The sequence below is a fragment of the Actinomadura rifamycini DSM 43936 genome (assembly GCF_000425065.1).
In the GTDB taxonomy this organism is placed as follows: domain Bacteria; phylum Actinomycetota; class Actinomycetes; order Streptosporangiales; family Streptosporangiaceae; genus Spirillospora; species Spirillospora rifamycini.
Genome location: NZ_AULB01000007.1, coordinates 257,535 through 276,135, shown reverse-complemented (window position 1 = coordinate 276,135; position 18,601 = coordinate 257,535). Strand labels below are relative to the sequence as shown.

The following is an 18,601-nucleotide window of genomic DNA, read 5'->3' as shown; positions in this document are numbered from 1 at the left end:
CGACGTGCCCACCCATACCTTCCGGCTCAACGGCGAGCAGATCACCGTGGAGGCCGAGGACGACGTGCGCCTGCTGTGGGTGCTGCGCGACCTGCTGGGGGTCACCGGCCCCAAGTACGGCTGCGGCATCGGCGTCTGCCAGGCGTGCACCTCCCACGTGAACGGCAAGGCGGTCAACGTCTGCTCGGTGCCGGTGTCCCGGATCGGCCCGGACGACGAGGTCGTCACCATCGAGGGCCTGCCGGGCACGGTGGACCGCGACCTGCACCCGATGCAGGAGGCGTGGCTGGAGCACGACGTCGCCCAGTGCGGCTACTGCCAGCCGGGGCAGATCATGTCCGCGGTGGCGAAGGTCCGGCAGGTCCGCGCCGAGGGCCGCGAGATCACCGACGCCGACCTGGACGAGCTGCGCAACATCTGCCGCTGCGGCACCTACGCCCGCATCCGCGACGCCGTCAGGTCCGGGGCCGAGCGGATGTGACGCCGCCGCGCGCCGCTACCGGTTCTCGAGGGGGAGCAGTTCGGCGGCGAAGGCGTCGAGGAAGTCGCGGCGGGACGCCACCCGGCCCGCCGGGCGGACGACGAACTTCGACAGGCCGGCGTCGACGAACCGGCGGAGCCGGTCGCGGGCGCCGTCCCAGCCCCAGCACAGGAGGTCGCGCGGGTCGGCGACGTCGGGGCGGTCCTTGCGGAGCCGCGCCAGGAGGGCGTCCACCGCGCGGTCGTCCGCGTCGTCCGGGACGACCGTGAGGTAGGTGCCGTAGTGGTCCTCCTCGATCGCCCGTCCGGCCCGGTCGGCGGCGCGCAGGATGAGGGCGCGGCATTCCTCGGCGTCGGCGGGGGTGACGGTCGCGCCGAGCCAGCCGTCGCCGAGCCGTCCGATCCGGTCCATGGCGGCGGGGACGCGGCCGCCCAGCCACAGGTCCAGCGGCTTGGCGGGCCGCGGCGCGACCGACGCGCCGTCGAGGCGGAAGTACCGGCCGCGGTGGGTGACGGACGGTTCGGTGAGCAGCGCCCGCACCACGCGCAGGGCCTCCTCGAACACGTCCGCGCGGGGCCCGTCCGGCACGGGGTAGACGGGACGGTCGGCGGGCCGCGCGGGGCGGACGCCGAAGACCGGCAGGACGCGCCGGGGCGCGAGCGCGGCGAGCCCGGCGAGCTGCGCCGCGACGACGGCCGGGTTGCGGCCGGGCAGCACCAGCACGCCCGTCCCCAGCTTGAGCCGCTCGGTGCGGCCCGCCGCGTACGCCATGCCGACCAGCGGGTCGACGGTGTCCGGCGCGGCCGCCAGGTCCGACAGCCACAGCGAGTCGATGCCGCGCGCCTCCAGGTCGGCCGCGAGGCCGGCGAGCCCCGGGCCGTCCGGTGCGCCGCGTTCGGGCACGTCCCCCACGCCGATGCGGATCTTCATCCGGCCATCAGAACCCCGTGCGCGGCGCCCGGTCAAGGGCGCGTCACGGGGCCGTCCCGGTGGTCAGGCCGCGCAGGGCCGGTTCGACGCGCTCGCCCGGGACGTGCGGGGCGTCGCGGGCGCCTCGGACGTCCGAGCTGATCGAGCGGCTGCGGGCCCGCCGAGCCCCAGCACCTGCCGTGACCGCGCCCGTAGGGTGGCCGCGTGACCGACTTCTTCGCCGGGGACACCCGCACCAACCGTGAACGCATGCTGGCCGGCGACCCGTACATCGCCGACGACCCCGAGCTGGAGGCCGCGTCCAGGCGGTCGGTGGCGCTGGCCCACCGGTACGGCGAGATGTACGCCGCCGACCCGGACGCCGCCCGGCCCGTCCTGGAGGAGCTGCTCGGCTCGATCGCCCCCGACGCGCACATCCGGCCGCCGCTGCACGTCGACTACGGCACGTACATCACCGTCGGCTCCGGCTCGTTCGCGAACTACGGGCTGACCGCGCTGGACGTCGCGCCGATCACGATCGGCGACGACGTCCAGATCGGCCCGAACGTCCAGCTGCTCACGCCCACGCACCCGCTCGACCCGGCGCGGCGGCGCGCGAAGATCGAGGGCGCGGCGCCGATCGTGATCGGGGACAACGTGTGGATCGGCGGCGGCGCGATCGTCCTCGCCGGGGTGACCGTCGGCGCCAACAGCGTGATCGGCGCCGGGGCGGTCGTCACGAAGGACGTCCCGCCGGACGTCGTCGCGGTGGGCACCCCGGCGCGGGTGGTCCGGTCGCTGTGACCGGCCGGCCCCCGTCCGGCCCGCTCGCCGCGCTCCGCGCGGTGCGGGCGACCCGCTGGTTCACCGGCGAGGACGTCGACGACGCGACGCTGCGGGAGATCCTCGACACGGCGCGGTGGACGGGGTCGGCGCGCAACCGGCAGCCGTGGCGGTTCCACACGGTCCGCTCCGCGGAGACCCGCCGCGCGCTGAGCGAGTGCGGCGCGTACGCGCTGCACCTGCGCGCCGCCCCGGTCGTCGTCCTGCTCGCGCTCGACCGGAGCCACGCGGACGCCGAGTTCGACGGCGGCCGCGTCGCCCAGACAATCGTCCTCGCGGCCCACCTGCTGGGGCTCGGGACCTGCCCGGTGACGTTCTTCCCGGAGGCGAAGAGTGCGCGCGCCACCGCGATCGCCGGGCTCGGCGAGCCGTGGCGGGTGCGGACCGGCATCGCCCTCGGCCGCCCCGCGCCGCGCCCGTCCGGCACCTCGGCGATCCCGACCGGGCGCCACGGCCTCGACACCCTCTGGACGTCCGACTAGCCCCGGGACGCGGCCCTTGTCGCGGTCGTCCGGACCTTGATATGCATGAGTCATGCATGATCGAGTGGCGAACCTGCTGGGGGCGGCCTCGCTGGCCGTGACCGACGTGATCCTCGCCGGCACCGCCGGCGCGGGCGGGGTCGGCCCGAGCGGGGCCGCGGCGCTGATCGTCCTGGCGCACGACCCGGAGCTCGGCGTCACCGAGCTGGGCCGCCGTGTCGGGCTGAGCCAGTCCGCGGCGGCCCGCATGGTGGACGGCCTGCAGGCCGCCGGGCTCGTCGAGCGGCTGCCCGCCGCGGGCCGCGTCGTCCGCGTCCGGCCGACCCCCGCCGGACGGGCGGCCGCGCGCACGATGCTCGCCGCGCGCGGCGCTCCGCTGGCCGGCGCCCTCGCCGTCCTGGACGACGACGAGCGCGCGACGCTCGGGGCGCTGCTCGGCAAGCTCCTCGGCCGCCTCTACGACGAGATCGGCGACCCGGACGTCATGTGCCGCCTCTGCGACCGGGCGTGCTGCACCGACGGGGCGGTCTGCCCGGTGGGGGAGGCGGACCGCCGGGCCCGGCCGGCGTCATGACCGGCGCGGCGCTCGCGCTCGGCTCGGCCGCCTGCTACGGCGTCGCCGACGTGGCCGGCGGGCTGCTGGCCCGCCGCGCCGACTTCCGGGCCGTCGCCTTCCTGGGCCAGGCCGGGGGCCTCGGCTGCGCGCTGCTCGCCGCGCTGCTGCTCCCGGCCCCGGACGTCCGGCCCGGGGACCTGGCGTGGGGCGCGCTGTCGGGCGCCGGGACGGGCGCGGCCATGGTCTTCCTGTACCGGGGCATCGCGCGGGGCGCTATGAGCGTGGTGGTGCCGGTGAGCGCGGTCGGCGGGGTCGCGCTCCCCGTCGCCGCCGGGGTCGTCCTGCTCGGCGACCGGCCCTCGGCCCCGGCCTGGGCGGGCATCGCGGTGGTGCTGCCCGCGCTGTGGCTGGTGTCGCGGTCCCGCCCGGACGAGCGGGGCCCGGCGCGCGCCGCGCTGCGGGACGGCCTCGTCGCGAGCCTCGGCATCGGGGTGCAGTACCTCGCGCTCGCGCAGGCGGGCGACGAGTCCGGCGCGTGGCCGGTCGCGGCCGGACGGGTCGCGGCCGTGCTCGTGATCGCGGCGCCGGCGCGGCGCGCGGGGCCGCCGGACGCGCGGACGGCGCTGTGGGCGGCGGCGAACGGGACGGTCGCCGCGGCGGCGCTCGTCCTGTACCTGGAGGCCGCCCGCGAGCAGCTCACCGTCGTCGCGGTCGTCCTGGCGTCGCTGTACCCCGTGGTGCCCGTGCTGGCGGGCGTCGGCTGGCTGCGCGAGCGGCTGTCGGCCGCGCAGGGGGCGGGGCTGGCGGGAGCCGCGGCCGCCGTCGTCCTGCTGACGCTTCCCTGACGAAACCGGGGCGCCGGACGTCCCGGGGGCTGCGAGGCTAGCCCGTCAGGACGGACAGGACCGACTTCGTCACCGCGTCCGGGGCGTCCTCGGCGGCGAGGCGTCCCGCGCGGACCTCGGTGGCCGCGCCGTGCACGAGGTAGTGGACGGCGCCGACGAGCCACGCCTCGGGCAGGTCGGTGCGCATCACGCCTTCGTCGCGGCCCCGGCGGACGAGGTCGGCCATGCGCCGGGCGGGCGGGTCGTGCAGTTCGCGGACGCGGCCCGCCGGGAGCACGTCCTCGGCGGCGGCCAGCAGCGCCCCCGACTCGGCCACCAGCTCCCAGCTCGACGCGAGCAGCCTGCCGATCGCCGCGCGGGGGTCCCCCGACAGGTCCACGGCCGCCAGCACCGCTTCGCCGTCCCGCAGGGCGTCGGTGAGCGCGGCCTCGACCAGGTCGGCGCGGGTGCGGAAGTGCCCGTACAGGGTCATCCGCCCGACGCCCGCCGCGCGGGCGATGTCGTCCGTGCTCGCGTTCGGGTCGGAGCTCAGCAGGGTGCGGGCGGCGGACACGATGCGGGCGATGCTGCGCTCGGCGTCGGCCCGGCGCCGGGGACGGGCGGAGGGTGCGGTCATGGACATCACTCTAACTCGTACGGCCATGTATGAGTTATGGTGGCCGCAGAACTCGTATTCAGATGTACGAGTTATTGCACCGGGAGGACCCGATGACCCAGTCGCCCGCGGCGACGCCGCACCCGGCACGGTGGCGCGTGCTCGGTTTCCTCGGGGTGGCGCAGCTCATGCTGATCCTCGACGTCACGGTCGTGGCCATCGCGCTGCCCCACATCGAGGCCGACCTCGGCGTCGGCCGCGAGGCCCTGACCTGGACGGTCAGCGCGTACACCCTCACCTTCGGCGGGCTGATGCTGCTCGGCGGGCGCATCGCGGACCTGGCCGGCGCCAAGCGCGTCGTGCTCGCCGGGCTCCTGCTGTTCACCGCGGCGTCCCTCGCGACCGGCCTCGCCGGGTCCGCCGCCGTGCTGCTGGCCGGGCGCGTCGCGCAGGGCGCGGGCGCGGCGCTGCTGTCGCCCGCCGCGCTGTCGCTGGTCGTGGCGCTGTTCGACGGGGACGAGCGCAACAAGGCCCTCGGCGTGTGGTCCGCGCTCGGCGGCGGCGGGGCGGCCCTCGGCGTCCTGCTCGGCGGCCTGCTCACCGCGGGCCCCGGCTGGTCGTGGGTCTTCCTCGTCAACGTGCCGATCGGCGCGGCGATCGCCGCCGCCCTCGCCGTCCTGCTGCCCGCGCGGCCGCCCGCCGCCGCGCGGGGCCGCGTCGACGTGCCCGGCGCCGTCCTGGTGACCGGCTCCTCGGCCGCGCTGATCTACGCGCTCATCGGGGCGGGCGAGGACGGCTGGCTCACCGCGCGCACCGGCCTGCTCGTCCTCGCCGCCGCCGTCGGCTACGCGCTGTTCGCGCTCTGGCAGCGGCGGGCCGCGTCCCCGCTGATGGACGTCCGGCTCCTGGCGCGGCGCCCGGTCGCGACGGGCGCGTTCCTCATCTTCATGGCGACGGCCCTGATGATCGCGGTGTTCTTCCTCGGCACGTTCTACTTCCAGCACGCCCGCGGCTACGGCGCCCTCCGGACGGGCCTGCTGTTCCTGCCGGTCGCGGTCGCGACGATGCTCGGCGCGAACGCGACCGGGCGGGTCATCGGCCGGTGGGGCGGCCGGGCGCCGGCCGTCGCGGGCCTGCTGGTCGCGGCGGCCGGCATGGCGGCCCCGGCGGTGTCGCTGAACCCGGTCGCCGTCGTCGCCGGGGTGTCGGTCGCGGCGGCGGGCACCGGCGCCCTGTTCGTCGTCGCCTCGGCGACCGCGCTCGGCCGCGTCGCGCCCCACGAGGCCGGGATCGCCTCCGGCATCGTCAGCTCGTTCCACGAGTTCGGCGCGTCGTTCGGCGCCGCCGTCGTCTCGAGCGTCGCCGCCGCGAGCCTGGCCGGAACCACCCTCGACGGCTTCACCGGGGCGTTCACCCTCGCCGCGGTCGCCGCCGCCGCCGGCGCGGCCGCCGCGCTGCCGCTGACCCCCGGCCGCGCCCCCGCACCCGCGTGACCGGCGGTGTCGGGGGGAAACGGTAGAACTGCCCGCTATGGATGATCACCAGAGGGAGGCCGCGCACGGTGTGCTGCTGCACGCGGCCGAAGAGATCATGAAAGGCGCGCCGGACGGATGGCGCCGGGCGCTGGTGCGCGAGTACGCCACGCCGCACGGCAGGGGCGGCACCGGAAGCTGGTACGAGACGGAGGGCGACGGCGACTCCCTGTCGCCCTCTCTCGACGTGCGGAAGCTGTACGAGCTGGTCGGCGGGGGAGAGGAGGTGGCGGTCGAACTGCTCGTCGAGCCCTCGGGGCGGTTCGAGGCGGTGGTCGGACGGTCGCTCACGCGCTCCCGGTACGAGCGTGACCGGGTCCTGTACGTGCTGCGGCCGGACGTCCTCCCGGAGCAGCCCGGCGCCCTCGAACCGCCCTGCGCGAACCCGACGTTCGCCGGGGACCCGGACGAGGCCGTCCGGCTGTTCCGCGAGTACCTGCGCAAACGCCGGGAGATCCTCGAGGAGGAGGAATGGCTGGCCGAGCCGCTGGCCGAGGACGAGCGGGCGGCGCTGCTGGACCGGTTCGACGGCGAGCTCCCGCCCGACCTGCTGGCCCTGTACGGCGAGGCGGACGGGGACGAGGACACCGGGCTCTTCCACAACCATCCGTGGTTCGCGCTGGAGAGCACGACGCTCGTCGAGCACGAGGAGCCGTGGTCGTGGAGGATGAACCCGCTGTGGTCGACGCCCGGCGGGACTCCGCCCGGGGTCGTCCGGCGGTGGGTCGGCACTCCGAAATGGGTGCCGTTCGCGACGAGCACCGGCGGCGACTTCCTCGCGGTCGACATGGACCCCGGACCGGCCGGACGTCCGGGGCAGGTCATCCGCATGGGGCGGAACTACGGGGGCGCGCCGATGCTCGTCGCCCCGTCCGTCACGCACATGCTGCGCGCCCTGGTGGCGGCCCTCGACCGCGGCGCGTACCGGAACGACGAGGGATACCTCCACGTGGACGCGGAGTTCCCGAGCTACCTGGACCCGAGCAAGTCGTTCTGGCGCGGGAACGCCCCCATCCCGGCGAAGCCGAAGCGGATCCGGCACCTCGTCGTCGACAAGGTCCGCGACGTCGATCTGAGCCCCGTCCGCAGCGCGCCGCACCTGCACGCGGTGACGCTGTTCGGGGACGGCCCCGCCGACCTCGCCCCGCTGCGCGACGCGCCGGTGGAGATGCTGCAAGTCGAACTCGGCGCGGTGGACCTCGCGCCCCTCGCCGGGCACCCGGCCCTGCGCGCGGTGCGGCTCAAGACGAGCGAGCCCGTCGACCTCGGCGTCCTGCGGACGTTGCCGCGCCTGCAGGCGCTCGACCTGTCCGGGTCGGCCGTCCGGGGCCTCGGAGTGGTCCGCGAACTGGACGGGCTGCTGTCGCTGACGCTGTCGCCCGAGCAGTGGCGGGAGGTCGGCGCGGTGCCCGGCCTGTCCGCCGCGGAGCTCGCGGGCGACCCCGCGCCCGGCCAGATCCGCGAGTGGGCCGAAGGGTTCCGGCCCGACGAGCCGCTCGACGCCCCGGAGTACTTCGAGGGAAGCGTGCGGTGACGCCCCGGGCGGGCCCCGGCCCCGCCCGGACCGGCCCGGACCGGCCCGTCCGGGCGGCCCGTCACGCGCCGAGGACGGTCAGTGCCCCGAGCGACACGCCGCCCACCAGGGCCGTCGAGAGCGCGCCGAGCAACAGGCCGCGCCGTCCCGTCCGCAGCAGCGTCCCGACGCGCACGGACGTCCCGAGCCCGAACATCGCGGCGGCCAGCAGCACCGTCGAGACGTCCGCCGCGCCCGCCAGGACGGCCCCGGGCAGGACGTCCGCGCCGCGCAGCGCCACGGCCGCCAGGAACCCGACCACGAAGAGCGGAACGATCGGCGGCCGCGCCCCCGCGCCGCCCGGCCGCCGCCGCTCCAGGACGCCCACCGCCGCGACCATCGGCGCGAGCAGCACCACGCGGGTGAGCTTCACGACCACGGCCGTCCCCACCGCCGCCGCGCCCGCCGGCGACGCGGCCGCCACCACCTGCCCGACCTCGTGCACGCTCAGCCCCGCCCACATCCCGAGCGCCTCGCCGTCCAGCCCGAACACCCGGGCGCCGAGGAACGGGACGAGCACCATCGCCGCGCTCCCGTAGACCGTCACGAGCGCGACACCGCCCGCGACGTCCTCCCGCTCGGTCCTGGCGGCCCCGTCCATCGCCGCGATCGCCGACGCCCCGCAGACCGAGAACCCCGTCGCGACCATCAGGCCGAGTCCCCGCGGCACCCCGACGAGCCGGCCGAGCGCGATCGTTCCGGCGAACCCCGCCGCGACCGTCACGACCACCGCGGCGAGCGTCCCGGGGCCGAGCCGCAGCACCTCCGCGAGGCCGAGCTGCAACCCGAGGAGCACCACCCCCGCCCTCAGGAACCTCCGCGTCGCCCACGCCAGGCCGTCCGCCGTCGCCGCAGGCAGCGCGCCGCCCGCGACCACCCCCAGCAGCACCGCGACCGTCAGCGGGCTCAGCGCCGGCGCGAACCCGGCGAGCACCATCGCCGCGCCCGCCCCGGTCGCCGCCACCGACACCCCCGGCCCGGCGGCGGCCCACCGGGCCCGCGCGCCGCGGGCGCGCGCCGTCCGGCGGTTCTCGGCCCGTTCGCGTTCGACGTCCATGCCACCGAGCCTCCGCCCGTCCGGGCCATCCCGGTACCGGGCGGTTCGACCTCACGTCATAGCCTCGGGGCATGACCGCGCCGCCGGACGTCGAATCGCTGCGGCTGCTCGTCCTGGTCGCCGAGCACGGCAGCCTGACCGCCGCGGCCGCCGAACTGCGCGTCAGCCAGCCGTCCGCCAGCAAGCGGCTGTCGCGCCTCGAACGGCGGCTCGGCCTCCGCCTCGTCGACCGGACCCGCCGCGGCTCCGCCCTCACCCCCGCCGGGCTGCTGGTGACCGGGTGGGCCCGCCGCGTCCTGGACGACCTCACCGCGCTCACCGACGGCGCCGAGGCGCTCCGCCGCGAACGCAGCGGGCGGCTCACGGTCGCGGCCAGCGTCACCGTCGCCGAGCACCTGCTGCCCGCCTGGATCGGCGACCTCCGCCGCGACGACCCCGGCCTCCACGTCGGCATGCAGGTGACGAACTCGGCCCGCGTCTGCGAGCTCGCGCGGAACGGCGACGTCGACATCGGCTTCATCGAGTCCCCCGGGCGCCCGTCCGGCCTGCGCAGCCGGGCCGTCGCGGGCGACCGGCTCGTCCTCGTCGCGCCGCCCGGCCACCGCTGGGCCCGCCGCGCCCGCCCGGTTCCGCCCGCCGAGGTCGCCGCGACGCCGCTGATCAGCCGGGAGGCGGGCTCGGGCACCCGGGAGGCCGCCGTCCGCGCGATGGCCGCCCGCGACCTCGAACTCGCCCCGCCGCTGCTGGAACTCGGCTCCGGCACGGCTGTTCGCAACGCCGTCGCCGCCGGCGCCGGGCCCGCCCTGATCAGCGAGCTCGTCGTCGGCCCCGACCTCGCCGCCGGGACCCTCGCCGAGATCCCCATCGAGGGCATGACGCTCGAACGCTCCCTCCGCGCGGTCTGGCGCACCGGCACCGACCCCGCCGGCCCCGCCGCCGACCTCCTCGCCCGCGCCGCCCGCCGCCCCGCCCCCTGACCCGCCCGGTCGGCCCTGCCCGCCGAGCCGAACGCCGTCCCGCCGGGGAGCGCGGTGTCGCGGGACGTGCGGACGCGGGGCGAGTCGATCGAGGGTCGCCGGTGGGCCTGCCGTCGGCCCCGTCATGAGGGTCTGTACGGAGGTGCCGGGGGCGGCGGACGCGGGGGCCGGTCGGCCTTGGCGGGCGGGCCCCGAGGCGTCCGGCGGGAGGTCAGGCGGTGGGCGGGGCGAGGACGGTGTCGACGTGGTGGTCGAGCACCGCCTTGGCGGCGTCGGGGAGCGGTGGCCCAGCGCGACGTCGACGCCGAGGCCGGTGGCGAGCGTCCAGCAGATGTCGGCGGCGACGCGGTCGTCGCCGCGGGCCGGGGTGCCGCGGGCGGCGCGGGCGGCGGCGATGAGGTCCGCCGTGAACGGCAGCAGCCCGTCGTCGCCGGGGGCGAGCACGGCGGCCATGGCCGGGTCGGACACCGCCTGCCCGAGCACCGCGACGGACAGCCGGAGCAGCCGCAGGCCCTCCTCGTCGCGGCCAGGATCGCGTAGAGGCACTAGCGCAGGATCGTCTCGGGGTCGCCTTCGGCGCCCGCCGCCCGGATCGACGCCTCGATGCGGGCGTCGAGCGCCCGCACCGCCCGGGTGACCGCGTCCGCGACGAGGTCCGCCCGCGTCGCGTAGTAGTGCTGGACCCTGGACCTGCCCCATGGACACGCCAGGTCAGGCGGGCTTGCGGGCGTGGCCGAGGTAGGTGACGACCGGGGGGCCGCCCGGGTCGAGGACGAACCCGGCCAGCGCCGCGACCTCGTCGTCCCCGACGGCGCCGCGGCGGCGGGCCAGCACGGTGCGCACGAGGCCGACGGCGCTCGCGGGCTTGAAGCCGCAGACGTCCTCGGCGTGCAAACCGTGCCGGGACAGGACGGCGGCGACGTCGGACGGGCGCCGCAGCCGGTCGCTCGCGTAGCGGCGGGGCGGCATGATGCGGGTCCACGGGAGGCGCTGGAAGGCGCCGAGGTAGACGAGCTTCGCCGGGACGGTCCGGTTGACGGTGTCGTACACGAGCGCGCCGCCGGGCCGCAGGGCGCGGGCGGCCAGTTCGACGACGCGGTCGAGGTCGCCGGTGATCTCGAAGGTGTCGGCCGCGTACACGAGGTCGAAGGACGCGGCGGGCACGTCGAAGTCCTCGGCGCGGGCGGTGCGGTGCACGACGGGCAGGTCTCCGGCGGCGGCCTCGGCGATGCGGGTCGCCGCCGGGGACGGGTCGAGCGCCGTCACGTCCAGGCCGGCGCGAGCCATGCCGTGCGGCAGCTCCCCGGTGCCGCCGCCGAGGACGAGCGCGCGGCCCCGGGCGAGCCCGTGCTCCGCGAGGTAGGCCATGCGCACGTCCTGGAAGGCGATCGCGCGCAGGCGGCGCCCGTCGACGGCGCCGGGGCGGGTGGAGTCGAGTTCGATGAGCGGTGCGGTTCCCATGCCGGGCGTCCTCTCCCTCGTGAGTTCCCTCAAGATACCAACTGAGTTCCCTCAGGGAACCTTCGGGTAGCCTGCCGGGCATGACCCGTACCCCGCTGTCCGACGCGGCCTGCTCGATCGCCCGCGCGACCGACCTGTTCGGGGACGCCTGGACCGCGCTGATCATGCGCGACGTCCTGCTCGGGATCACCCGGTTCGACGACCTCGCCCGCGACCTCGGCATCTCCCGCAAGGTCCTCTCCGCGCGGCTCGCGCGCCTCGTCGAGGAGGACGTCCTGACCCGCGAGCAGTACCAGGACCACCCGCCCCGCGCGCACTACCGGCCGACCGACAAGGGCAAGGAGCTCTACCCGGTCCTGCTCGCGCTGATGAACTGGGGCGACCGCTGGTACGCGGGGGAGGCGGGCCCGCCCGCGCGCATCCGCCACCGCGACTGCGGGCACGACACCACGCCCGTCCTCGCCTGCGCGCACTGCGGGGAGCCGCTCACGGTGGGCAACACCGACCAGCGCCCGGGCCCCGGCGGCCGCGTCGGCCCCGCCACGCGCGTCCTCGGCCCCCTCCTCCTCGCGCGCGCCGCCGAAGACCCGGACGCGGATCAGGGGCGGCCTCGTCCCGCGGAGGGGTGACGCGGGCCGGCGGACCCGCCTTTGGTCGGGGGCCGGGCGGCGGCGGTCACCCTTCCGGGTGAGGCGGAACATCATCTTCCCGGCGGATTCCGGCAAGCCCGGCTTCGCGGACGATGGGATGAATGGAATGGGTCACGGAGTGGGTCCGGGGGCTGAGCGACCTGCCCTTCCCGCTGCTGCTCGCGGTGGCCGGGGTGCTGGCGTTCGCCGAGTCCGGGCTGGGCGTCGGGTCGGTCGTCCCGGGGGAGACGGCCGTCGTGGTCCTCGGCGCCGCGGCCGCCGACCCGGCCCGCTACCCGGTGATGCTGCTCGTCGTCGCGCTGGGCGTGACGGCGGGCGACCACGTCGGGTACCTGCTCGGCCGCGCGAACGGCGAGCGGATGCGGGAGACCCGCGCGGTGCGCCGGCTCGGCGTCCGGCACTGGGACCGCGCCGCGGCGGCCCTCCGCCGGTACGGCGCCGCCGCCGTGTTCGTCACCCGGCTCGTCCCGGTGGTCCGGACGCTCACGCCCGCGGCGGCCGGGGTCGCGAACGTCCCGTACCGCCGCTTCCTGCTCGCGTCGCTCGCCGGGTCGCTGCTCTGGGCGGCGGTGTTCGTCAGCATCGGTGCGTTCGCGGGCGCGTCCGCGTCCCGCCTGGAGCAGCTCTTCGGCTGGGGCGCCTGGATCCTGTTCGGCCTGGCCGCGGCTGCGGCCGCCGCGGTGCTCCTCCTCCGCCGCCGCGCCCGCCGCGCCCGCGACGAGGCGCCCGAGCCCGCCGCCGAGCCGCCCGCGGTCGCGGAGCGGCCCTGCTCGGACGCCGCGTCCGCCTGACGCGCCGGACCCCGCGGTGACATGTGGGTGTCCGCCCGGTGCGGCTGCCCGCGCCGATCGGCCATAGAGGGCCCCCGAACGCGCAACGTAGCGTCGCGGTGGCACATCGTGATGCGAAGAATCGTGATGCGACGGAGGGCGACCGAATGACGAACGGTGGGACCGGCACGCGGCTCAGCCTGGGGACGGACGCCGCGCGGAACCTCGCGACGACCGCCAAGACGCGTCCGCAGATGCAGGGCGTCTCGTCCCGCTGGCTGCTGCGGGTCCTGCCGTGGGTGCGGGTCTCGGGCGGGACGTACCGGGTGAACCGGCGGCTCGCGTACCAGGTGTGCGACGGGCGGGTGGCGTTCGTCAACACGGGCGCGCAGGTCCGGGTCATCCCGTCGGAGCTCGCGGAGCTGGCGCCGCTGCGGGGGTTCGCGGACGCGCGGGTGCTGGAGGTCCTCGCGGGGCGGTGCGTGCAGGCGGAGTACGCGGCCGGCGACGTGATCGCGGAGGCGGGGCGCCCGGCCGACCGGGTCCACCTGATCGTGCACGGGAAGGTCGTCCGGCTGGGCGACGGCGCGTACGGGACGCCGGCGCGGCTGGGCGCGCTGGCCGGCGGGGAGTACTTCGGCGCGGAGGCCCTCACCGACGAGGACGCCGTGTGGGAGGCGACCGCGAAGGCGGCGACGGGCTGCACGGTGCTGTCGCTGACCCGGGAGGCGTTCGCGGAGGTCGCGGCGAACTCGGCGGCGCTGCAGGAGCGGCTCGAGCGGTTCCGGGAGTCGGGCCCGCCGGCGGTGAACAAGCGCGGCGAGGCGTCCGTCGACGTCGCGTCAGGGCACGCGGGGGAGCCGCGGCTGCCCGGCACGTTCGTCGAGTACGAGGCGGAGCCGCGCGAGTACCCGCTGAGCCTGGCGCAGACGGTGCTGCGGGTGCACACCCGCGTGGCGGACCTCTACAGCGACCCGATGGACCAGGTGGAGCAGCAGCTCCGCCTGACGATCGAGGCGCTGCGGGAGCGCCAGGAGCACGAGATGGTCAACAACCGGGACTTCGGCCTCCTGCACAACGCCGACCCCCGGCAGCGGCTCACCACCCGGAGCGGCCCGCCGTCGCCCGCCGACCTGGACGAGCTGCTCGCGCGGCGGCGCGGGACGCGCGTGCTGCTCGCGCACCCGCGCGGCATCGCGGCGTTCCTGCGCGAGTGCACCCGCCAGGGCGTCTACCCGAAGCAGACCGAGGTGGACGGCACGCGGGTGACGGCCTGGCGGAACGTGCCGCTGCTGCCGTGCGACAAGATCCCGGTGAGCCGCACCGGGGTCAGCTCGATCATCGCCATGCGCACCGGCGAGGACGACCAGGGCGTCATCGGCCTGCACAAGACCGGCATCCCGGACGAGCGCGAGCCGGGGCTGTCGGTCCGGTTCAAGGGCGTGGACGACCGCGCGATCAGCTCGTACCTGGTCGGCGTCTACTTCTCCGCGGCCGTCCTCGTCCCCGACGCGCTCGGCGTGCTGCACGACGTCGAGACCGCCCGCTGACGCTAGTCGTCGCAGAGGGCCGCGTCGAAGGCGTCCTTCAGCCGCTGCTCCCCGGCGTCGCTCAGGCCCGGCTTGACGTTCACCGTGACGGTCGCGCCGCGGCCGTGGCGGGTCGCGCCGCTGAGGGTGCTGAAGCCGACCATGTCGCCGGCGTGGCCCCACACGGGCGCCCCGCACGACCTCGGGACGCGCCGCAGGCCGAGGCCGTACTCCGGGCTGACCTCCGTCGTCCGCATCATCTCGCGCAGCGTCCCGGGGCGCAGGACCCGGCCGCCGACCAGGGCGGTGAAGAACCGGTTGAGGTCGGAGGCGTCCGACACCAGGTCGCCGCCGCCCCACGCGGTGGACGCGCTGAGCCGCGTCCGGTCGAGCAGCGTCCCGTCCAGGCGGACGTACCCGCGGGGGTGCGGCGACGGCAGGCCGGTCGCGGCGCCGGGGGCGCCGGTGTCGTCCAGGCGCAGCGGGTCCAGGACGCGCCGCTCGACCACGTCGGCGAGCGGGTCGCCGGTGACGGCCTCCACGACGAGCCCGGCGAGGAGGTAGCCGGTGTTGGAGTAGGACCAGCCGGTGCCGGGCGCGAACTCCGGCGGGTGGGCGAGCGCGAGGGCGAGCAGGTCGTCGCGGTCGTGCCGTTCGAGGGGGTTCTCGACGATGCGGCCGATGCCGAGGTGATCGAGGTAGTCCGGCAGGCCGCTGGTGTGCTGGAGGAGCTGCCGGACGGTGATGTTCCGCCCGTCGTGGCCGTTGCCGCGCACCGTTCCGGGCAGGTACCGCTCGACGGGCGCGTCGAGGTCGACGAGCCCGTCCTCGACGAGCAGCAGCACCGCGGTCGCGGTGAACGTCTTGGTGATGCTGCCGATCCGCCAGTGGCCCTCGCGCGGGACGGGGGCGCCGGTCCGCACGTCGCCGACGCCGCTGGTGAGGACGGTGCGGCCGCGCCGGTCCCGGACCGCGGCGAGCGCGCCGGGCGCCCCGTCCTCCGCCGTGAGGGTGTGCAGCAGCCGCCGGAGCCGGGGCCGGTCCTCGCCGGCCGCGGCGGGCACCGCGGTCCCGGCCGCGACCAGCCCGGCGAGGCCGGCGACGGCGATCGCCTTGCGCAGCATGGTGTCTCCTTACGCTGGGGAGACCGTCACGCTACGAGCGCCCGTGCCGGACGGTCGTCCCGCCCGGGTACCGGATCCCGTCTGGCTCCGCGGGGGCGGTGCGGCGCGGGCGGCTGTCAGACGCCGCCGCCGGCGCGCCAGTTCGGGTCGCGGCCGGACGCGCCGAGGGCGCGCTCGAACGCGGGCGCGTCCGCCGGGACCGGCACCGGGTCGGCGAACCCGTCGTACTTCCGGTAGATGTCGCCGTGCTCCTCGACCACGCCGAGGACGAACGCCCCGGCCTCGGGCGAGACGCGCAGTTCCGCCCCGACGCTGCGGGCGGCGTCCCAGCCGTGCACGGCCATCTCCTTGATCACCATGGACGCGACGTCGACGGCGGGCGCGGAGCCGCCCCCGAAGTCCACGTCGCCCTCCCACACGGCGGGGTCGGCCCACGCGGCGACGGCGCGGTCGAGTTGGGCAGCATACTCCTCGGCCCACGATCCGCCGGCGGTGAAGTCGCGCCCGGTCAGCTCCTCGGGCAGCGGCTCGCGCCGCGCCCGGTGCTCCAGGCCGTGGGAGGTGTAGAGCACCCAGTGGTTCACCAGCGTCCGCAGGTCGAAGGCGGCGCACGGGGTCGGGTCGCCGAGCCGGTCCGGACCGGCGGCGGCGACGGCGCGGGCGACGCGCGCGGCCTCGGCCGCGCACTCCTTCATGTAAGCGTGGTAGCGCTCGACGTCCTTTTCGTTCATGTGTTCGACAGTATGTTCGCGCGCGCGGCGGCCTCTTGGAGAAAAGCGCCAATATCCTGGGCACATGGGCGAGTTCGGACGGGGCGTGCTGTACCCGCAGAGGCAGGCGTCCATCGTCGACCTGGAGCGGCGTCCGCCCGGCGCGGGCCTGCGCGGGATCGTGGAGCACTACTGGCACGTCCGGTGGCGCACCCCGGAGCCGTACGACACGAAGGTGCTGTCGCATCCGAGCGTCCACCTGGTGTTCGAGGAGCCGGAGCCGCTCGTCTACGGCGTCGACCGCGACCTGTTCGTCCGCCGCCTGGAGGGGGAGGGGCAGGTCCTCGGCGTGAAGTTCCGGCCGGGCTGCTTCCGGCCGTTCGCCGGACGGCCGGTGATCGGGCTGGCCGACGGCAGGTTCCCGGCCGCGGAGTTCTTCGGCCCCGCGGTCGGCGCCGCGAACCGCGAGGTCCTCGGCTCGTCCGACACCGACCTGATGGCGAAGGCGGCCGAGGAGTTCCTGCTGCCCCGGCTGCCCGCCCCCGACCCGGTCGCCGCCGAGGTCGCGGAGATGGTCGAGCGGCTCACCGCGTCCCCGGCCGTGTTCCGCGTCGGGCAGGCCGCCGACCTGCTGCACGTCTCGTCCCGGACGCTCCAGCGGCTCTTCGCCGAGTACGTGGGGGCGAGCCCGAAGTGGGTGCTGCGGCGGGCGCGCCTGCACGAGGCCGCGACCCGCGCCGACCGGGGCGTCCCGGTCGACTGGGCCGCCCTGGCCGGCGAGCTGGGCTACTACGACCAGGCGCACCTGGTCCGCGACTTCACGGCGGCGGTCGGGGAGCCCCCCGCCCGCTACGCCCGCTGACGTCCGGGGTCAGCCGGACGTCGCGACCTCGCGCCGGACGACCTTGCCCGTCGCGTTGCGCGGCAGCGGCTCGGTCGTGAGGCGCCACCGCGACGGCACCTTGTAGTAGGCGAGGCGCTCGCGGGCGAACGCCGCGATCTCGTCCTCCGCCGGGACGGCGTCCGCGAAGACCACCACGGCCGTCACCTCCTGGCCGAGGTCGGCGTGCGGGACGCCCAGGACGACGCACTCGCGCACGCCCGGGAACTCGGCGAGGACGTTCTCGATCTCCGCCGGGTACACGTTCTCGCCGCCGCGCAGGATCAGGTCGGAGCGGCGGGTGGTGAGCCGCAGCCGCCCGCCCTCGACCATGCCGATGTCGCCGGTGTGCAGCCACCGGTCCGCGCGGATCGCCTGGTCGGTGGCCGCTTGGTCCTTCCAGTAGCCGAGCATGTTGTAGGCGCTGCGGACGCACACCTCGCCCTCCGTGCCCTCGGGCAGCGCGTTGCCGTCCGGGTCGCGGATCTCGAGCTGGACGCCGATGACGGGGCGGCCGAGCGTCCCGGGGGCCTCGGCGAGGTCGGCGGGCGTGGCGGTGGCGACGCCGGTGCACGACTCGGTGAGGCCGTAGCTGTCGACGAGGGCGTCCTTGGCCGGCGGGAACACCGCCCGCAGCCGCTCCTTGAACGCGGGCGAGGACGGGGCGGTGGCCAGCGAGAACGCGGTCAGCGACGACAGGTCGTACTTCGCCGCGGCGCCGTGCTCGACGATCCGGTGCGCCATCGTCGGCACCGCGCCCCAGTTCGTCACGCGCTCCCGCTCGATCAGCCCGAGGACGGCGTCCACGTCGAACCGGCCCTCGTGCATGATCACGGCGGAGCCGGTGGCCAGCCGCGGGACGGCCAGGTTGTGCAGGCTCGCGATGTGGAACAGCGGCAGGACCAGCAGGTAGCGGCGGTCGGCGGGGTCGCCGGGGACGCCCATCGCGCGCATCAGCGCGTCGTTGAACCGGTGGTACTCGATCACCGACGTGAGGTTGCGGTGCGTGTGCACGGCGCCCTTCGGGCGTCCCGACGTCCCGCTCGTGTAGAGGATGACCGCCGGGTCGTCCTCGGCGGCCTCGGGCACGCCCAGCGCGGCGAGGGTCGCGTCCGGGTAGCGTGCGGCGAGCGCCGGGACGTCGTCCTCGACGGTCAGCACCCGCGCACCGGCGGTCCGCTCGGCGCGCTTGGCGTCGGCGATGACCAGCACCGGCTCGGTGTGGCCGAGCGCGTACTCGATCTCGGCGGGCGTCCACCAGGCGTTGTAGGCGACGGCGATGCCCCCGGCCGCGAGCACGGCCCAGAACGCCAGGATCCACTCGGGGGAGTTCGCCGCGTTGATCGCGACGCGGTCGCCGGGCCGCACGCCGTGGTCGTCCCGCAGCGCCTTGGCGAGCGACGCCGCCCGCGCCGCGTGCTCCGCGAAGGAGATGCGGCGGGTGGCGGTGACGATGTAGTCGCGGTCGCCGTAGGCGGCGGACGCGGCCAGGACGGCGCCGAGGTTGCGGGCCCGCCCGGTGAACACCGGCAGCCGGGTGCCCAGCACCTCCTCCTCGCGGAGCTCGAACTCGCCGCCGGGGCCGACCAGCCCCTGCACGATCTCCATCGCCGTCATGGCTCCTCCT

At 76.5% G+C, this 18,601-nt stretch carries 20 protein-coding genes; 13 read left to right on the top strand and 7 right to left on the bottom strand.

Going from position 1 to position 18,601, the window contains the following annotated elements; translation table 11 throughout:
• Positions 1 to 4: 4 nt before the first annotated feature.
• Complete coding sequence (locus H505_RS0103960; RefSeq protein ID WP_026400932.1) at positions 5 to 481, top strand: (2Fe-2S)-binding protein; 477 nt, start codon at positions 5 to 7, stop codon at positions 479 to 481.
• A gap of 15 nt (positions 482 to 496) precedes the next feature.
• On the opposite strand, the gene H505_RS0103955 is transcribed toward H505_RS0103960, so the two are convergent.
• Complete coding sequence (locus H505_RS0103955; RefSeq protein ID WP_026400931.1) at positions 497 to 1,411, bottom strand: TIGR03854 family LLM class F420-dependent oxidoreductase; 915 nt, start codon at positions 1,409 to 1,411, stop codon at positions 497 to 499.
• Positions 1,412 to 1,660: 249 nt separating this feature from the next.
• Here H505_RS0103955 and H505_RS0103950 point away from each other — a divergent pair, with 249 nt between their 5' ends.
• The 4 genes from H505_RS0103950 to H505_RS0103935 are packed head-to-tail and all read left to right on the top strand — an operon-like array spanning position 1,661 to position 4,116.
• A complete protein-coding gene (locus tag H505_RS0103950) occupies positions 1,661 to 2,194 on the top strand; it encodes a sugar O-acetyltransferase (RefSeq protein ID WP_157432907.1) in 534 nt (177 codons plus the stop codon).
• Positions 2,191 to 2,715 carry a nitroreductase family protein gene (locus H505_RS0103945; RefSeq protein ID WP_034516527.1) on the top strand — a complete coding sequence of 175 codons (525 nt, stop codon included), beginning with the start codon at positions 2,191 to 2,193 and terminating at the stop codon, positions 2,713 to 2,715. The genes H505_RS0103950 and H505_RS0103945 overlap by 4 nt, the downstream gene beginning before the upstream one ends.
• Positions 2,716 to 2,767: 52 nt before the next feature.
• Entirely contained in the window at positions 2,768 to 3,289 is a 522-nt protein-coding gene (locus tag H505_RS0103940) for a MarR family winged helix-turn-helix transcriptional regulator (protein ID WP_026400928.1), read from the top strand.
• Positions 3,286 to 4,116: an EamA family transporter gene (locus tag H505_RS0103935; protein WP_026400927.1), complete on the top strand. Its 831-nt coding sequence runs from the start codon at positions 3,286 to 3,288 to the stop codon at positions 4,114 to 4,116. Before H505_RS0103940 ends, H505_RS0103935 begins: the two co-directional genes overlap by 4 nt.
• Before the next feature lie 37 nt (positions 4,117 to 4,153).
• Here H505_RS0103935 and H505_RS0103930 read toward each other — a convergent pair whose 3' ends face one another.
• The gene (locus H505_RS0103930; protein ID WP_026400926.1) at positions 4,154 to 4,732 is read right to left on the bottom strand and encodes a TetR/AcrR family transcriptional regulator; all 579 of its coding nucleotides are present in this window, start codon (positions 4,730 to 4,732) and stop codon (positions 4,154 to 4,156) included.
• 92 nt (positions 4,733 to 4,824) lie between these two features.
• Here H505_RS0103930 and H505_RS0103925 point away from each other — a divergent pair, with 92 nt between their 5' ends.
• Positions 4,825 to 6,204, top strand: a complete 1,380-nt coding sequence (locus H505_RS0103925) for an MFS transporter (protein ID WP_026400925.1) — start codon at positions 4,825 to 4,827, stop codon at positions 6,202 to 6,204.
• 37 nt (positions 6,205 to 6,241) lie between these two features.
• Positions 6,242 to 7,777, top strand: a complete 1,536-nt coding sequence (locus H505_RS39680) for an SMI1/KNR4 family protein (RefSeq protein ID WP_084549828.1) — start codon at positions 6,242 to 6,244, stop codon at positions 7,775 to 7,777.
• A gap of 61 nt (positions 7,778 to 7,838) precedes the next feature.
• Here H505_RS39680 and H505_RS39675 read toward each other — a convergent pair whose 3' ends face one another.
• Positions 7,839 to 8,873, bottom strand: a complete 1,035-nt coding sequence (locus H505_RS39675; protein ID WP_084549825.1) for a YeiH family protein — start codon at positions 8,871 to 8,873, stop codon at positions 7,839 to 7,841.
• Between the two features lie 71 nt (positions 8,874 to 8,944).
• Between H505_RS39675 and H505_RS0103910 the strand changes: the two genes are divergently transcribed.
• Together H505_RS0103910 and H505_RS49675 are read left to right on the top strand one after the other, a co-directional pair.
• Positions 8,945 to 9,850: a LysR substrate-binding domain-containing protein gene (locus tag H505_RS0103910; protein WP_026400924.1), complete on the top strand. Its 906-nt coding sequence runs from the start codon at positions 8,945 to 8,947 to the stop codon at positions 9,848 to 9,850.
• A gap of 282 nt (positions 9,851 to 10,132) precedes the next feature.
• The gene (locus tag H505_RS49675; RefSeq protein WP_026400923.1) at positions 10,133 to 10,390 is read left to right on the top strand and encodes a hypothetical protein; all 258 of its coding nucleotides are present in this window, start codon (positions 10,133 to 10,135) and stop codon (positions 10,388 to 10,390) included.
• Between the two features lie 171 nt (positions 10,391 to 10,561).
• Here H505_RS49675 and H505_RS0103895 read toward each other — a convergent pair whose 3' ends face one another.
• Complete coding sequence (locus H505_RS0103895) at positions 10,562 to 11,311, bottom strand: class I SAM-dependent methyltransferase (protein WP_026400922.1); 750 nt, start codon at positions 11,309 to 11,311, stop codon at positions 10,562 to 10,564.
• An 80-nt stretch (positions 11,312 to 11,391) separates the two neighbouring features.
• On the opposite strand from H505_RS0103895, the gene H505_RS0103890 reads away from it, so the two are divergent.
• The 3 genes from H505_RS0103890 (at position 11,392) to H505_RS0103880 (ending at position 14,281) form a co-directional block, all read left to right on the top strand.
• Positions 11,392 to 11,940, top strand: coding sequence for a winged helix-turn-helix transcriptional regulator (locus H505_RS0103890; RefSeq protein WP_026400921.1), 549 nt, complete (start codon positions 11,392 to 11,394; stop codon positions 11,938 to 11,940).
• Between the two features lie 122 nt (positions 11,941 to 12,062).
• Complete coding sequence (locus tag H505_RS39670) at positions 12,063 to 12,752, top strand: DedA family protein (RefSeq protein ID WP_051300175.1); 690 nt, start codon at positions 12,063 to 12,065, stop codon at positions 12,750 to 12,752.
• A 146-nt stretch (positions 12,753 to 12,898) separates the two neighbouring features.
• Positions 12,899 to 14,281, top strand: coding sequence for a family 2B encapsulin nanocompartment shell protein (locus tag H505_RS0103880; protein WP_026400920.1), 1,383 nt, complete (start codon positions 12,899 to 12,901; stop codon positions 14,279 to 14,281).
• 2 nt (positions 14,282 to 14,283) lie between these two features.
• Here H505_RS0103880 and H505_RS0103875 read toward each other — a convergent pair whose 3' ends face one another.
• Positions 14,284 to 15,384, bottom strand: a complete 1,101-nt coding sequence (locus H505_RS0103875; protein WP_034516524.1) for a serine hydrolase domain-containing protein — start codon at positions 15,382 to 15,384, stop codon at positions 14,284 to 14,286.
• A 116-nt stretch (positions 15,385 to 15,500) separates the two neighbouring features.
• Positions 15,501 to 16,115: a TIGR03086 family metal-binding protein gene (locus H505_RS0103870; RefSeq protein WP_026400918.1), complete on the bottom strand. Its 615-nt coding sequence runs from the start codon at positions 16,113 to 16,115 to the stop codon at positions 15,501 to 15,503.
• A 64-nt stretch (positions 16,116 to 16,179) separates the two neighbouring features.
• On the opposite strand from H505_RS0103870, the gene H505_RS0103865 reads away from it, so the two are divergent.
• Positions 16,180 to 16,956: an AraC family transcriptional regulator gene (locus H505_RS0103865; protein ID WP_026400917.1), complete on the top strand. Its 777-nt coding sequence runs from the start codon at positions 16,180 to 16,182 to the stop codon at positions 16,954 to 16,956.
• A gap of 9 nt (positions 16,957 to 16,965) precedes the next feature.
• On the opposite strand, the gene casG is transcribed toward H505_RS0103865, so the two are convergent.
• Positions 16,966 to 18,591, bottom strand: a complete 1,626-nt coding sequence (gene casG, locus H505_RS0103860; RefSeq protein ID WP_026400916.1) for a steroid-24-oyl-CoA synthetase — start codon at positions 18,589 to 18,591, stop codon at positions 16,966 to 16,968.
• Positions 18,592 to 18,601 lie beyond the last annotated feature (10 nt).

Bases quoted from the DNA above. Each gene is read 5' to 3' on its own strand.
- H505_RS0103890 (WP_026400921.1), top strand. From the start codon at position 11,392: ATGACCCGTACCCCGCTGTCCGACGCGGCCTGCTCGATCGCCCGCGCG.
- H505_RS39680 (WP_084549828.1), top strand. From the start codon at position 6,242: ATGGATGATCACCAGAGGGAGGCCGCGCACGGTGTGCTGCTGCACGCG.
- H505_RS0103940 (WP_026400928.1), top strand. From the start codon at position 2,768: ATGCATGATCGAGTGGCGAACCTGCTGGGGGCGGCCTCGCTGGCCGTG.
- H505_RS0103880 (WP_026400920.1), top strand. From the start codon at position 12,899: ATGACGAACGGTGGGACCGGCACGCGGCTCAGCCTGGGGACGGACGCC.
- casG (WP_026400916.1), bottom strand. From the start codon at position 18,591: ATGACGGCGATGGAGATCGTGCAGGGGCTGGTCGGCCCCGGCGGCGAG.
- H505_RS39670 (WP_051300175.1), top strand. From the start codon at position 12,063: ATGGAATGGGTCACGGAGTGGGTCCGGGGGCTGAGCGACCTGCCCTTC.
- H505_RS0103950 (WP_157432907.1), top strand. From the start codon at position 1,661: ATGCTGGCCGGCGACCCGTACATCGCCGACGACCCCGAGCTGGAGGCC.
- H505_RS0103870 (WP_026400918.1), bottom strand. From the start codon at position 16,115: ATGAACGAAAAGGACGTCGAGCGCTACCACGCTTACATGAAGGAGTGC.
- H505_RS0103865 (WP_026400917.1), top strand. From the start codon at position 16,180: ATGGGCGAGTTCGGACGGGGCGTGCTGTACCCGCAGAGGCAGGCGTCC.
- H505_RS0103955 (WP_026400931.1), bottom strand. From the start codon at position 1,411: ATGAAGATCCGCATCGGCGTGGGGGACGTGCCCGAACGCGGCGCACCG.
- H505_RS0103910 (WP_026400924.1), top strand. From the start codon at position 8,945: ATGACCGCGCCGCCGGACGTCGAATCGCTGCGGCTGCTCGTCCTGGTC.
- H505_RS0103925 (WP_026400925.1), top strand. From the start codon at position 4,825: ATGACCCAGTCGCCCGCGGCGACGCCGCACCCGGCACGGTGGCGCGTG.
- H505_RS0103895 (WP_026400922.1), bottom strand. From the start codon at position 11,311: ATGGGAACCGCACCGCTCATCGAACTCGACTCCACCCGCCCCGGCGCC.
- H505_RS0103930 (WP_026400926.1), bottom strand. From the start codon at position 4,732: ATGACCGCACCCTCCGCCCGTCCCCGGCGCCGGGCCGACGCCGAGCGC.
- H505_RS0103875 (WP_034516524.1), bottom strand. From the start codon at position 15,384: ATGCTGCGCAAGGCGATCGCCGTCGCCGGCCTCGCCGGGCTGGTCGCG.
- H505_RS0103935 (WP_026400927.1), top strand. From the start codon at position 3,286: ATGACCGGCGCGGCGCTCGCGCTCGGCTCGGCCGCCTGCTACGGCGTC.
- H505_RS39675 (WP_084549825.1), bottom strand. From the start codon at position 8,873: ATGGACGTCGAACGCGAACGGGCCGAGAACCGCCGGACGGCGCGCGCC.